This is a genomic window from Sinomonas terricola (genome assembly GCF_034931225.1).
Classification (GTDB): domain Bacteria; phylum Actinomycetota; class Actinomycetes; order Actinomycetales; family Micrococcaceae; genus Sinomonas; species Sinomonas terricola.
In genome coordinates this window covers 714,277-727,677 of sequence record NZ_JAYGGQ010000001.1, presented here as the reverse complement: position 1 = coordinate 727,677, position 13,401 = coordinate 714,277, and the positions used below count along the sequence as shown (strand labels likewise).

General features: G+C 69.4%; 11 protein-coding genes. 8 read left to right on the top strand and 3 right to left on the bottom strand.

Features of this window, described 5'->3' with window-relative positions; genetic code table 11:
- Window positions 1–84: 84 nt before the first annotated feature.
- Window positions 85–2,445 (bottom strand): DEAD/DEAH box helicase, encoded by a 2,361-nt coding sequence (locus tag SPF06_RS03575; protein ID WP_323277546.1) that lies wholly within the window; start codon window positions 2,443–2,445, stop codon window positions 85–87.
- Window positions 2,446–2,536: 91 nt separating this feature from the next.
- On the bottom strand, window positions 2,537–3,223 hold the full coding sequence (locus SPF06_RS03570) for a GNAT family N-acetyltransferase (protein WP_323277545.1): 687 nt from the start codon (window positions 3,221–3,223) through the stop codon (window positions 2,537–2,539).
- A 116-nt stretch (window positions 3,224–3,339) separates the two neighbouring features.
- Between SPF06_RS03570 and trhO the strand changes: the two genes are divergently transcribed.
- Window positions 3,340–4,278: an oxygen-dependent tRNA uridine(34) hydroxylase TrhO gene (gene trhO, locus SPF06_RS03565; RefSeq protein WP_323277544.1), complete on the top strand. Its 939-nt coding sequence runs from the start codon at window positions 3,340–3,342 to the stop codon at window positions 4,276–4,278.
- On the opposite strand, the gene SPF06_RS03560 is transcribed toward trhO, so the two are convergent.
- Window positions 4,268–4,822 (bottom strand): hypothetical protein, encoded by a 555-nt coding sequence (locus SPF06_RS03560; RefSeq protein WP_323277543.1) that lies wholly within the window; start codon window positions 4,820–4,822, stop codon window positions 4,268–4,270. The genes trhO and SPF06_RS03560 overlap by 11 nt on opposite strands.
- A gap of 123 nt (window positions 4,823–4,945) precedes the next feature.
- Between SPF06_RS03560 and SPF06_RS03555 the strand changes: the two genes are divergently transcribed.
- From SPF06_RS03555 to SPF06_RS03525, 7 genes are all read left to right on the top strand, one after another.
- Window positions 4,946–5,329, top strand: coding sequence for a hypothetical protein (locus SPF06_RS03555; RefSeq protein WP_323277542.1), 384 nt, complete (start codon window positions 4,946–4,948; stop codon window positions 5,327–5,329).
- Between the two features lie 43 nt (window positions 5,330–5,372).
- On the top strand, window positions 5,373–7,073 hold the full coding sequence (locus SPF06_RS03550; protein WP_323277541.1) for a DUF7059 domain-containing protein: 1,701 nt from the start codon (window positions 5,373–5,375) through the stop codon (window positions 7,071–7,073).
- A 61-nt stretch (window positions 7,074–7,134) separates the two neighbouring features.
- Entirely contained in the window at window positions 7,135–7,911 is a 777-nt protein-coding gene (locus SPF06_RS03545) for an ArsR/SmtB family transcription factor (RefSeq protein WP_323277540.1), read from the top strand.
- Between the two features lie 165 nt (window positions 7,912–8,076).
- Window positions 8,077–10,872: a type I DNA topoisomerase gene (gene topA, locus SPF06_RS03540; RefSeq protein ID WP_323277539.1), complete on the top strand. Its 2,796-nt coding sequence runs from the start codon at window positions 8,077–8,079 to the stop codon at window positions 10,870–10,872.
- Window positions 10,873–11,025: 153 nt separating this feature from the next.
- A complete protein-coding gene (locus SPF06_RS03535; RefSeq protein WP_323277538.1) occupies window positions 11,026–11,403 on the top strand; it encodes an SseB family protein in 378 nt (125 codons plus the stop codon).
- 7 nt (window positions 11,404–11,410) lie between these two features.
- Window positions 11,411–12,430 carry a Ppx/GppA phosphatase family protein gene (locus SPF06_RS03530; RefSeq protein ID WP_323277537.1) on the top strand — a complete coding sequence of 340 codons (1,020 nt, stop codon included), beginning with the start codon at window positions 11,411–11,413 and terminating at the stop codon, window positions 12,428–12,430.
- Window positions 12,427–13,296, top strand: coding sequence for a sugar phosphate isomerase/epimerase family protein (locus SPF06_RS03525; RefSeq protein WP_323277535.1), 870 nt, complete (start codon window positions 12,427–12,429; stop codon window positions 13,294–13,296). The genes SPF06_RS03530 and SPF06_RS03525 overlap by 4 nt, the downstream gene beginning before the upstream one ends.
- The last annotated feature ends 105 nt before the right edge of the window (window positions 13,297–13,401 follow it).

Genomic DNA, 13,401 nt, shown 5'->3' with positions numbered 1-13,401 from the left:
GCTGCTTATGGCGCGTTCTCATGTCGCTTTCGGGCGGTGCGCCGCGGATCGCGTGCAGGGGCGGAGCCTTGGCACGTTCTCGGCTCACCAGGGAGCCGGGCCAGCCTTGGCCCGAGCCCTGTCGGCTTCCTGGAGCAGCGCCCCGAGCAGCCTGATCGCGGACGCCTTGTCGAGCGGGTTGTTCTTGTTGCCGCACTTTGGGCTCTGGACGCACGACGGGCAGCCCGAAGGGCACTCGCACGCCTCGATCGCATCCTTCGTGGCCGAGAGCCACTCGCGCGCCCGCTCGAAGCCCCGCTCGGCGAAGCCCGCGCCGCCGGGGTGGCCGTCGTACACGAAGATCGTCGGCTCCTCGGTGTCCGCGTGGAGTGCGGTGGAGACGCCGCCGATGTCCCACCGGTCGCTCGATGCGACAAGCGGCAGCAGTCCGATGGCCGCGTGCTCGGCCGCGTGCAACGCACCGGGGAACTGTGCCTCGATGAGTCCGGCCGCAAAGAGGCTCCGCGCGTCCATCGTGAACCACACGGCCTTGGTGAAGAGATCACGTGCGCCGAGTTCGAGGGGCTCCTCGCCGAGCACTTCGTTCGAGACGAGCGCCTTGCGCTGGAAGGAGACCACTTGCGTCGTGACTTTGACCTCGCCGAAATGCACGGCCACGGGCCCCCACGCCTCCGCGCGCTGCTCGGAGAGGACCTCGATCTGGGTGATGTCGCGCGCCGTCGTGTAGTAGTCGGGATTCACGCGGCGCACCGCAACGTAATGCTCCGCCTCGTTGAGCTCCTCGACGAGATAGCTCGCGCCCTGATGCACGTAGATCGCACCCTCGTGCGCTTGATAGTGCGTCTGAGGGGAATCCATCGACCCGAGCACCTGGCCTGTCTCGGACTCGATGATCTGGACGGGGCCTCCGCCGTCGGACCTCAGGCTCACCATCCCGGCCGCGCTTTCGGGATGCGTCCAGTACCAGCCGGAGGGGCGCCGGCGCAGGAGCCCTTGGCGCTCGAGCTGGCCGAGGATTCCCTCGGCGGCGGGGCCGAAGAGCTTGAGGTCGTCAGGGACAATCGGCTTCTCTGCCGCCGCGGCGCACAGATGAGGGCCGAGGACGTACGGATTCGAGGGGTCGAACACCGTCGCCTCGACCGGGACGTCGAAGATCGCCTCCGGGTGGTTGACGAGGTACGTGTCGAGCGGGTCGTCGCTCGCGACGAACGCGGCGAGGGCGTCCTGGCCCGCGCGCCCGGCCCGCCCGATCTGCTGGAAGAGCGACGCACGGGTCCCCGGCCACCCGGCGACGAGAACGGCATCGAGGCCGGAGACGTCGATCCCGAGCTCGAGGGCGGACGTGCTCGCGACGCCGAGCAGTTCCCCGGTTCGGAGCCGACGCTCGAGCTCACGCCGCTCCTCGGGGAGATAGCCCGAGCGATAGGCCGCGACGCGTCCCACGAGGCTCGGATCCACTTCGTCGAGATGCCGTTGGGCGATCGAGGAGATGGCCTCCGCGCCCCGGCGGGACTTGATGAACGCGATCGTGCGCACGTGCGCGGAGACGAGGTTCGCGAGCAGGTCCGATGCCTCGGCGACTGCGCTCCGCCGCTGCGGCGCCCCGTTCTCGCCCTTCGCCTCGGTCAGGGCTGGCTCCCAGAAGGCGATCTCGGTGGCACCGTGCGGCGATCCGTCGTCTGTGACGGCGACGACGGGCGCGCCGATAAGCCGCGACACGGACGTCTCGGGCTCGGCCGTCGTCGCCGACGCTGCGATGAAGACAGGCTCGGAGCCGTAATACGCGCACACGCGCCGCAGTCGCCGCAGGAGATTCGCCACGTGCGAGCCGAACACGCCGCGATAGCTGTGCGCCTCGTCGATCACGACGTAGCGCAGACGCCGGAAGAACGTGGCCCACCACGTGTGATTCGGGAGGATCCCGAAATGCAGCATGTCCGGGTTGGCGAGGATCACGTTCGCATGGTCGCGGATCCAGCGCCGTGCCGCCTGGTCGGTGTCGCCGTCGTATGTCTCGGCGCGCACGGTCCGCAGCCCCAAGGCGCGGATGGCCGAGAGCTGGTCCGCGGCGAGGGCCTTGGTGGGGGAGAGATAGAGGGTGACGGCGCCGTCGTCGTGGATTCGTCCGGGCTCGGCGAGGACTCTGAGCTCGGCTCGATGCACGGCGTCGAGCGCGGGAAGCTGGTAGGCGAGCGACTTCCCGGACGCAGTCCCGGTGGCGACGACGACGTGCGCCCCTCCGTGCGCCAGCGTGGCCGCCTGGGCCTGATGCGTGTAGGGCCGCGTGACGCCGAGCCTGCCGTACGCGGCGACAAGGTCCGGATGGACCCATGCGGGCCACGGTGCCGTCCTGGCCTCCCGAGCGGGGATCTGCCGGACGTGGCGGAGCTGCTCCGGCTGAGGGCTGCGCCCCAGGAGCGGAAGGAGGGAATCGTGCTGCGCCACCCCAGCATTCTGCCAGTCCGGGCTCTCGGACGGCGCGACCGCACCCGCGCTCGTCTGCCCCTCGCGCAGCGCGAGGGGACCCGACAGGGGATCAGTCGTTGAGCGAGGGGCCGTCCGGGTTGGTGGGGTTCTTGAGCATGAGGACTCCCGAGACGTCGCCCCAGCCGAGGTGGTGGTACAGGTGCTGCCCGTCGATCGAGGCGATGAGGAGCCCCTGGTCGGCGCCGTGCTCGCTCACGGCCGCCGTGAGCGCCCGCATGACGAACGAGCCCAGGCCTCGGCGCCGGAAATCCGGCTCGGTCACAATCCGGTCGAACACCGCGAAGCCGTCCGCTACGGCGACGTGCCCGCTCGCGGCGAGGTCGCCGTCGTGCGTGACGACCGTGACGGTCGCAGCGCGCTCTTCGATGTCGGTCTTGAGCTTGAGCTCGTCGTCGTTGAGCCACGGCTCCTCGACGTCCTTGCCCTCGAAGTCCATGACCATGAGCTCCTGGTCGGCCCCGAGCACGGCAAGCCCGTGCTGGTCGGCCAGCGTCCGGTAGCGCAAGTGGTCATCCGTGAGGATGGTCAGAATGCGGTCGCGGCTCGCGGCCGTGAACTCGGCGAGCCGTGCGAAATCGTCGTCCGTCGGGTCGGTTGCAAAGGCGACCCAGTCGCCGCTGCGGTCGAGCAGCTGGGCTGCGGGGAAGCCGCCGATCGTCTGGGTCGGATAGTGACGCGATGAGGCCCAGCCCTCCACCCAAATGGCCAAAAGTTCTTTGAGCTCTGCCTCTGCCATAGCCATGACCATACCGGTACGCGGGGTTTCTGATAACCCTTGTGACTCAACTGTCACCGCCCGGCAACCCGCCCGCCATTCCGGGGCATGACGGCCTTGGCGATACCCTTGAATCCGTGGCTCTGCACCGAATCGTCCTCTTCTATTGCTTCACTCCGCTGGCCGATCCGGAGGCCGTCCGGCTGTGGCAGCGCACCCTGTGCGAGGGCCTCGGACTGCGTGGCCGCATCATCGTCTCGGCGCACGGCATCAACGCGACGGTGGGCGGCGAGCTCGATGCCGTCAAGCGCTACGTGCGGGTGACCAGGGAATATCCGGGCTTCCGCGGGATCGACGTCAAATGGTCCGAGGGCAGTGCCGACGACTTCCCTCGGCTGAGCGTCAAGGTGCGCCCCGAACTCGTGTCGTTCGGCGCGCCCGAGGAGCTCAGCGTCGGCAACGGCGGAGTTGTGGGCGGTGGCGCGCGGTTGAGCCCCGAGGAGCTCCACGAGCTCGTCGATGCGAAGCGGGCCGCGGGCACTGACGTCGTGTTCTTCGACGGGCGCAACGCCTTCGAAGCCAAGATCGGCCGATTCAAGGGAGCGGTTGTCCCGGATGTCGAGACGACGAGGGATTTCATGCGCGAGCTCGACTCGGGCGCGTACGACGGGCTCAAGGACAAGCCCGTCGTGACGTACTGCACGGGCGGCGTACGCTGCGAGGTGCTCACGGCGCTCATGCGCCGCCGAGGGTTCCAAGAGGTCTACCAGCTCGACGGCGGCATCGTGCGCTACGGCGAGGCGTTCGGGGACGCGGGCCTGTGGGAGGGCTCGCTCTACGTCTTCGACCGCCGCATGCACCTTGAGTTCAGCGACGAGTCCTCGACCATCGGCTCGTGCGCACGCTGTGATGGCCCGACGAGCGATTTCCACAATTGCGCGAACCCCGCATGCCGGCAGCTCACCCTGTTCTGCGAGGCCTGCGCCGGCGGCGGCGAGCTGCGCTGCCCGGGCGGTTGCGACGTCGACGGCGAGACTGAGTCAGCGGCACCGGACCGGGCCGTCGTCATTTCATGACGATGCGGAAGGCGTAGGCCGCGGGTGCGGTTCCGGCGGGAGCCGAGCGCACCTCGGCGACGGATTCCTTCTCGATGACGATCGTGCGCACCCACAGGCGTCCGCACGTGTAGTCCGAATCGATGAGCGCTGTGCCGGCCACCGAGAGGGTGAGGCGCGCGGCGTCCGCGCCGCGGCAGGCGTATTCGACGACGAGCGTCCCGATCGGCACCGCCGCGGTTGCGAGGACTGGCTGGTCGGAGAGCGCGAGGCCATAGCCGAACGCGAGAGAGATGCCGCTTGCGTCCGGAACAGTTGCCTCCGCCCACGAGGCGAGCATGTCCGGCGTCCAGCTCTCGGGCGGGGCCTCCGTCACACCGGACGACGGCGGAAGCGGGTCGCGCTGGCGTGGGAACCGCAGGCTCGGGGCGGGCGAGGTCGACGGCGTGGAACGGCTTCCGAGCGGAGGCAGGCCATCGCCGTAGGAATACGCGCATCCCGCGAGGGAGCCAACAGAGAGCACGGCGGCGAGGACGGCACCGAGAAGACGGGCCGAGCGATGCATGGCTCACCTCCTCGCGCTGTCCTTTCGAGCATGCGCCCCGATGCGGGCTCGCGCCAGATCCGGCGATGGGCGCCCGGGTCGGGGGTCATGAGCCCTTCTACGAGCAACTCGGCGATAAGCCCAATGGCGAGGACGTCGCTGCTCGGGGTCGGTGATCCCCGCAAGTCGAGTACTCCCATAGACCCAGCCTGCGTCGGCCCAGTCCTGCGCGCCGAGATCGCCGCGGAGGTCCCGGCCGCCCAGGAGAAGGCCGCGACGGTCATCGCCGCCCTCCTCGAGGGCCTCGAGGGCGACGGCGACTACGTCACCAACCTCAGGACGCTCCTGCGCGGCCGGTACGTGGAGGACCGCCATATGGGCTACGTCGTATCCGCCGTGTCGGCTTACGAGCGCATGGTCGGGGACCGCGTCCACCAGGAGACGGCAGCGCCCATGCGGACATTCAAGCATTCGGGTGATCCGCAGTGGGCGGCGTTCGCGGGCTTCCGTGTCGGTGTCTCGCGATAGCGTGTCACCCAGCACCGATACCCATCGCTCAGGAGGATTGCCCGTGGGCTCCGAGACCGCCGTCGACGTTCCGAGTTCGAGCGAGCTCCCACTCCTTCGCCGCCTCGCTGCGGACCTCGCGGCGGTCGGCTACACCGTCGACAACGTGGCAGAACTCCTCGGGCCCGCCGCTCACGCGGCCCTGTCGCGCGACCAGATTGTTCCGGCCCTCGTCGCGACCGAGCGGGCCATGCGGCTGACCGCCGAGGCGGGAGCCCCGCGCGAGGTGGCGGCCTCGGGGGGCGTACACGAGGCCGACGACGACGATGGTGCGGTGCGGCGCGCGGCGCTCGCCGCCGTCGTGCGCCTCTTCCTTCTGGGGCGGGACGTGCCCGAGTCCGCCGTTGCCGCGGCCCTTCCAGCGATCGGACCGTCGGGTCTCGCGGAGCTCGGGCTCGCCGAAGCGGTCCCGGGGTGCCCGGGCTCGGAGCCCGCCCCGCTTCGCGCCCTGGTAGACCTCCGGCCGTACGAATGGATCGATGCGGAAGGGGCGGAGATGGACCGGGGAGAGGTGCGAATGTGGGTCGCCTCCGATCTCGCGGCCCATCAGCGCCCCGGCATCCTGCGCAAGGACCACGTTCTCGGCATCGGGCATGCGTCGACGACGCTCGTCCAGTCGACCGCGCGGCGCCGGGTTGGGACCGCCCTCGACCTCGGCACCGGGTGCGGGATCCAGACGTTCCACCTGCTCCGCCACGCGGACCGCGTCGTCGCAACCGACGTCTCGGAGCGCGCGCTCGGGTTCACGCGCTTCAATCTCCTGCTCAACGCCGCGCAGCTCGGGCTCGACCCGGAGCATCCGGGCGAGCGCGTGGACCTCCGCCTGGGATCGCTTTTCGAACCGGTCGCGGGGGAGCGCTTCGACTTCGTCGTGTCGAATCCGCCCTTCGTCATCACGCCACGCGAAGAGGGCGAGACCGCCGAGGATCAATTCACCTACCGCGACGGCGGTCTGCCCGGGGACCAGCTCGTCGCGGGACTCGTCGCGAGTCTCGGCGACGTGCTGGCCGAGGGCGGTACGGCGCAGCTCCTCGGCAACTGGGAGGTTCGCGCGGGCGAGGAATGGCATGAGCGGGTGCGTTCGTGGGTGCCGACGGGCCTTGACGCGTGGGTCCTCCAGCGCGAGCTCGTGAGCCCTGAGCAGTATGCGGAGACCTGGCTTCGGGACGCGTCCGAGCAGCGCGACCCCGACGCGTATGCGACCTCGTACGCGGCCTATCTCGACGATTTCGCGTCGCGCGGGACGGAGGGCATCGGGTTCGGCATGATGTGGTTCCGCCGGCCGGCGCCCGGGCAGGCCCGGCTCGATCGATTCGAGAGCCTCACCCACCCGATCGAACAGCCGATCGGCCCGCATTGGCAGGCCGCGGTCGAACGCGCCGACTGGCTTGGCTCGATTGGCCCGTCCGGGTTCGCACAGGTGCATCTCGTCGTCGCCGACGACGTGACGGAGGAACGCCATCAGCGCCCCGGCGCCGAGCATCCGGGCGTGATCCTCGTCCGGCAGGGAGCGGGATTCCGCCGCACCGCGCTCTTGAGCACCGAGCAGGCCGGATTCATCTCGGCGTGCGACGGCGAGCTCGCAGCCGGGCAGATCGCGGCGGCCCTGGGCGCCCTTCTGGGCCGCGACGACGAGGGGTTCGCGCAGCATTTGCTGGAAGAGATCCGGGAATTGACGGAGGACGGGTTCCTTATGAAGGCATAGTTTGACATCCTTGGAGAGATGTGGCGTAAATAACAGCCCCACCCCACAACGTAAGAAGCACATGACCGACAAGAAGCGCAGTCCCCGCACCGAGAACCCCGTGCGGATCACGGACCCCAAGGCCATTCGGGCGCTCGCCCACGGTGCCCGGCTCGCTGCGATCAACGAGCTGTATTCGAGCCAGAAGAGCTGGACGGCCACGGAGCTCGCAGCTTTCACTGGCCTGACGCCGAGCGCCATGAGCTATCACCTGCGCGCGCTCAAGAAGTGGGGCATCGTCGTGGACGCGCCCAATGACGGGGACGGCCGTGAGCGGCGCTGGAAGGCCGCCGGCACCGATCTCAATCTCGACACCGCGACGACTGGCCAGACGCCGGGACTCGCGATCGTCGACATGGAGCTCGATTCGCTCCGCAAGCGCATCGCAAGCCATGCCAAGCACCGCGATGCGGCTCGCCGTCGCGGCGAGCCGGACGAGTCTCCCGTCATGATGGTCTCGGGCAATGTGCTCAAGCTCACACTCGATCAGCGGGCAGAGTTCAAGCGCCGCATGTCCGACCTTCTCGACGAGTTCGACCAGGCCTCGGCCGAGGCCGCGGAGAGCGCCGAGGGCGCCGAGGGCGCCGCGCCCGAGACCGAGCGCATGTACGTCCTGTGGTCCATGCTGCCCGAGGTCCGCGAGGTCGCACACGAGGGCCGCAAGCCCGCCTCCCGCCCGGCCCCGGCGAAGACCGCCGCGGCGGCCAGGAGCTACCCCGCGTCCACCAACGGGACCACGAGCGCCGCCCCCGAGCACGCGGACGACGGCGACGAAGGCGCGCTCGAGTCGACGGCGTGAGAGCCGGGTCTCCGCAGGGGTTGTCCACATAGCCCCGGCGGCACTTGCACTTCCAGAGCCGTCGTATGGTGAACTAAGGACTTGCGCGGCGGACGCGAACCGTCCGCCCTCCGTCGGCTCGCCATGCCGACGGTCCCGCACCCGTTGCTGTCCTCAAGGAGAAGAGTGGCCACGAAGGCTAAATCCGGCAAGAAGCTCGTGATCGTGGAGTCGCCGGCCAAGAGCAAGACGATCGCCCAGTACCTGGGCGATGGCTTCGAGGTCGACGCGTCCATGGGCCACATCCGAGACCTGCCGCAGCCGTCGGACCTTCCTGCCGAGCTCAAGAAGACCTCGCTCGGCAAGTTCGCCGTCGACATCGAGCACAACTTCGAGCCGTATTACGTCGTCTCCCCGGACAAGAGGAAGAAGGTCGCCGAGCTCAAGGCCAAGCTCAAGGACGCCGACGAGCTCTACCTCGCGACCGACGGTGACCGCGAGGGCGAGGCCATCGCGTGGCACCTGCTCGAGGTGCTCAAGCCCAAGGTCCCCGTGCACCGCCTCACGTTCCCCGAGATCACGAAGGAAGCGATCCAGCGGGCCATGGCGGAACTCCGCAACATCGACGAATCGCTCGTCGACGCGCAGGAGACCCGCCGCGTCCTCGACCGCCTCTACGGCTACGAGATCTCCCCGGTCCTGTGGCGCAAGGTCGCGGGCGGCCTCTCCGCGGGCCGCGTCCAGTCGGTCGCGACCCGCCTCGTCGTCGAGCGCGAGCGCGAGCGCATGGCGTTCCGGGCGGCCGACTACTGGGACCTCGTGGCGACGTTTGTGCCGGAGGCACAGGGAACAGCGCAGGGAGCGGCCGACGGCGGCGCGCGCCAGAGCTTCCAGGCCCGCCTTGCTGCCGTGGACGGCCAGAAGGTCGCGTCCGGCCGTGATTTCGACGACCGCGGCCGGCTCACGGCCAAGAACGCCGTCCTGCTCGACGAGGCCGCGGCGCGCGCGCTCGCAGCGGGTCTCGAGGCCGCGCAGTTTGCGGTCCGCTCGGTCGAGGAGAAGCCCTACACGCGGCGCCCCGCGGCGCCGTTCACCACGTCGACGCTCCAGCAGGAGGCGGCACGAAAGCTCCGGTTCTCGGCACGCGTCACGATGCAGGTGGCACAGCGCCTCTACGAGAACGGCTACATCACGTATATGCGTACGGACTCGACGGCGCTGAGCGATCAGGCCGTGAGCGCGGCGCGCCGCCAGGCCTCGGAGCTGTACGGTCCCGAGTTCGTGCCGGCGCGGCCGCGTGTGTACGCGTCGAAGGCCAAGAACGCGCAGGAGGCCCACGAAGCCATCCGACCCGCCGGCGACTCGTTCCGCACGCCCGCCCAGGTCTCGACCCAGCTCCGGGGTGACGAGTTCCGCCTCTACGAGCTCATCTGGAAGCGCACGGTGGCGTCCCAGATGGAGGACGCGAAGGGCTCGACGGCCACGGTTCGCCTCGGCGCCGTAGCGATCGGCGGCGAGGCGGACGGCCAGGATGCCGAGTTCACGGCGTCGGGAACGGTCATCACGTTCCGCGGCTTCCTCGCCGCGTACGAGGAGGGCCGCGACGAGGTCCGCGAAGACACCGAGAACGGCGCTGGCGGGAAGGGAAGCGCGGGCGACGACGGCGGGCGCCTTCCAAGCCTCGCGACAGGCCAGGGCCTCGAGGTCCGCGAACTCGCCCCGAACGGGCACCAGACGTCTCCGCCGCCGCGGTTCACCGAGGCGTCGCTCGTCAAGACGCTCGAGGAGCGGGGCATTGGCCGCCCGTCGACGTACGCCGCGACGATCTCGACGATCATGGACCGCGGCTACGTCCGCTCGCGCGGAAACGCCCTCGTGCCAAGCTGGATCGCGTTCTCCGTGGTCCGCCTCCTCGAGGAGTACTTCCACGACTATGTGGACTACGACTTCACGGCGGAGATGGAGGAGGACCTCGACCGCATCGCGGCCGGCGAGCAGCCCGGTTCGGCATGGCTGAGCGAGTTCTACTTCGGCGTCGAGGGGAAGCCGGGCCTGACCACGATCGTCAACGGCCTCGGCGAGATCGATGCGCGAGAGGTCAATTCGGTCGAGATCGCGCCGGGCATCGTGCTGCGCGTGGGCAAGTACGGCCCGTACCTCGAGAAGCCGCTCCCGCCGGGAGCTCCCGAGGGCACGGCGCCAGAGCGTGCGAACGTCCCCGAGGATCTCGCCCCGGACGAGCTCACGGCGGACAAGGCGCGTGAGCTCATGGAGAGCGCGGGGCCCGAGGAGCGCGCGCTCGGTACGGACCCTCTCACGGGCCACGCCGTGGTCGCGAAGAACGGCAGGTATGGCGCCTACGTCACGGAGGTCATCGCCGAGCCGACGCCCGAACAGCTCGCGGCCCAGCCTGTCGAGTACTACAAGAACGGCAAGCCCAAGCCGCCCAAGAAGCCCGTCAAGGTCAAGCCGCGCACGGCGTCGCTCTTCAAGTCCATGTCGATCGACACGGTCACGCTCGACGACGCCCTCAAGCTCATGAGCCTCCCGAGGGCGCTCGGCAAGGACGATGAAGGCAACGTCATCACGGTGCAGAACGGCCGCTTCGGTCCCTACCTCAAGAAGGGCACCGACTCCCGGTCCATCGGGAGCGAGGAAGAGATCTTCACGATCACCCTCGAGGATGCACTCAAGATCTACGCGCAGCCCAAGACCCGCGGCGGCCGCACCGCGGCCGCGCCCCTCGCAGAGTTCGGCGACGACCCCGAATCGGGCAAGCCGATTGTCGTGAAAGAAGGGCGCTTCGGCCCGTACATCACCGATGGCGTCACGAACATCACGGTTCCGCGCGCCACGCCGATCGAGGAGCTCACGCGCGAACGCGCGGTCGAGCTGCTCGCCGAGAAGCGGGCGAAGGGCCCGGTCAAGCCGGCCCGCCGCGCGTCGAACGGCGGCAGCCGGACGAAGGCGGGAGCAAAATGACCGAGAACGTGACGCCTGGGCTCGGCGAGGGCGCAGGCGGGCCGAACGCGGGAGGCGCGGCGCCGTCGTCGTCCGCTCCGCACCTCGACGCGAAGCCGCTCAACGCGCTCGAGCAGGCGCTCGACGTGGCCACCGCGTCAGGCACCGAGGACGATGGCCAGAAGTCGGTCCTCGCGTTCCTCAACAGCCTCGTGCCTGCTCGTCCCCGAGCCGGTGCCGGGAGAGACCGAATTCGTCGAACCGCTCGTGCTCACGAACGCCGACGGCAAGCCCCTTGTCGCGGCCTTCACGGACCGGGCCCGGATCCGGCCAGACTTCCTCGATCACGCCCCGACGGTCGTGACGACCCAAGGCGCGGTGCTCCTGCAGAACCTGGGCGCGGAGCTTGGCCTCGTGCTCAACCCCGGCGCAGCCTTCGGATTCGAGCTGAGCGCCGAGCACGTCGCGGCGGTCCTGAAGGATTTCCGGCCGGCCACTCCGGAAGAAATGAATGGGAGCGGGGGACAATCGGTGGGGGCCAGCGGGGAATAATGGGCTCATGCGTCTAGGCGTCCTCGACATCGGCTCGAACACCGTGCACCTGTTGTTGGTGGACGCCCATCCCGGCGCACAGCCGGTCGCCTTCGCCTCGCACAAGCGGCCGCTCTCGCTCGTCAAGCACCTTGACGAGGACGGGAGCATCAGCGAGACGGGCCAGCGAGAGCTCATCGACTTCGTGCTCGAGGCGTGGGACTTCGCGGGCCGCCACGACGCGGAGGATCTCCTCGCGTTCTGCACATCGGCGATCCGCGAGGCGACGAACGGCGAGTCGGTCATCGAGCGCATTCACCGCGAAGCCAACGTGACGCTCCAGGAGCTCACGGGCCGCGAGGAAGCCGCCATGACGTTCTTCGCGGTGCGCCGCTGGTACGGGTGGGGCCGTGAGCGGATCCTCTCCCTCGACATCGGCGGCGGCTCGTTCGAAATGGCCATGGGCAACGACTCTCTCCCGGACATCGCGGAATCCGTGCCGCTCGGCGCGCAGCGGCTCACGCGCGACTGGCTCCCCGAGGATCCGCCGAGCGCCAAGAGCATCAAGGAGCTGCGCCGGTACATCCGCTCGACGCTCAAGCCGGTGGTACGGAGCTTCGAGAACCTCGGCAGGCCCACGCTCGTGACCGGCACGTCGAAGACCTTCCGCTCGCTCGCGCGCATCGCGGGCGCCGCACCGAGCGGCGCCGGACCGTACGTGCGGCGCGTGCTGCAGCGAACGGATCTGGGGCTGTGGGCCCAGCGCATCTCGGCGATGTCCGCGGCAGACCGCATTCATCTGCCGGGGGTCTCCGACGCGCGGGCCCTCCAGCTGCTCGCGGGAGCGCTCGTCTCGGAGGCGGCGATGGAGCTCTTCGAGGTCGAGGAGCTCGAGATCTGCCCGTGGGCACTCCGCGAGGGCCTCATCCTGCGCCGCCTCGACCAGCTCGTCTTCGACGGGCCCCTCGCGCCGCCGGATCACATCAAGCCGATCGAGAGTGAGCGACGACGGATCGTGGCGCAGCACCCGGTGGGGAGCGCGCGATGATCGACGGCGTCGTGCCCGAGTGGCGGAAATCGGATTCGGTGCCGGACGTGCCGATCGGCCTGTCGAGTGCCTCCGTCTACCCGCTCAGCGTGCATGACGCCTTTGCCTGCGCGGCCGATCTCGGCTACGACGGGGTCGAGGTCATGGTGACCAACAACTCGGCGAGCCAGGATCCCCACGCACTCATCCAGCTCTCCGAGCGCTACGACCAGCCGATCGTCTCGATCCACGCTCCAACCCTCCTGCTCACGCAGCAGGTGTGGGGCGGCGCGTGGAGCAAGGTCCGGCGTTCGTGCGAGATGGCCCGTGCCGTGGGGTCCGACACGGTGGTCGTGCACCCGCCGTTCCGGTGGCAGAGCGGCTACGCCGAGGGCTTCCCGATCGGCATCCGGGACCTCGCCGACGAGTACGAGGTGCACATCGCGGTCGAGAACATGTACCCGTGGCGCGTGCGCGGCCGCGAGACGCGAGCGTATCTTCCGCACTGGGACCCGGTAGGGCAGGACTACCGCGACGTCACGTGGGACTTCTCCCATGCCGCGACCGCGCGCGAAGACAGCCTCGAATCCCTCAAGGCGCTCGGCGATTCGCTGCGCCACATCCACCTCACGGACGGCTCGGGGGGGTCGTTCCGCGACGAGCATCTGCTCCCGGGGCAGGGCACCCAGCGCGTGGCCGAGTGCCTCCAGTTCCTCGCGGATTCGGCGTTCGACGGCGTCGTCGTCGCCGAGGTGAGCACACGCAAGGCCAAGGCTGCGGGGGAGCGCGAGCAGATGCTCGCCGAGGTGTTGGATTTCGCGCGCGAACACCTGGGGCATTTCGCGCGGCCCGGGCACACCTCCGCGACGGAGCAGCGCACGTCCTAGCGGAGGGGGCTTGCGGGTCAGACTCGCCGGTTAAAAGGAAACGCCGGACGAGTTTCGCAGGAAACATTGGGGGGGAGTTTCTTGCGCTCGTCCGGCGCCCGGACC

What these genes read in the sequence shown, in the direction of transcription:
- SPF06_RS03570 (WP_323277545.1), bottom strand. Translation starts at nt 3,223, where the DNA reads ATGGCAGAGGCAGAGCTCAAAGAACTTTTGGCCATTTGGGTGGAGGGC.
- SPF06_RS03545 (WP_323277540.1), top strand. Translation starts at nt 7,135, where the DNA reads ATGACCGACAAGAAGCGCAGTCCCCGCACCGAGAACCCCGTGCGGATC.
- SPF06_RS03530 (WP_323277537.1), top strand. Translation starts at nt 11,411, where the DNA reads ATGCGTCTAGGCGTCCTCGACATCGGCTCGAACACCGTGCACCTGTTG.
- SPF06_RS03560 (WP_323277543.1), bottom strand. Translation starts at nt 4,822, where the DNA reads ATGCATCGCTCGGCCCGTCTTCTCGGTGCCGTCCTCGCCGCCGTGCTC.
- SPF06_RS03525 (WP_323277535.1), top strand. Translation starts at nt 12,427, where the DNA reads ATGATCGACGGCGTCGTGCCCGAGTGGCGGAAATCGGATTCGGTGCCG.
- SPF06_RS03535 (WP_323277538.1), top strand. Translation starts at nt 11,026, where the DNA reads ATGGCCAGAAGTCGGTCCTCGCGTTCCTCAACAGCCTCGTGCCTGCTC.
- SPF06_RS03555 (WP_323277542.1), top strand. Translation starts at nt 4,946, where the DNA reads ATGGCGAGGACGTCGCTGCTCGGGGTCGGTGATCCCCGCAAGTCGAGT.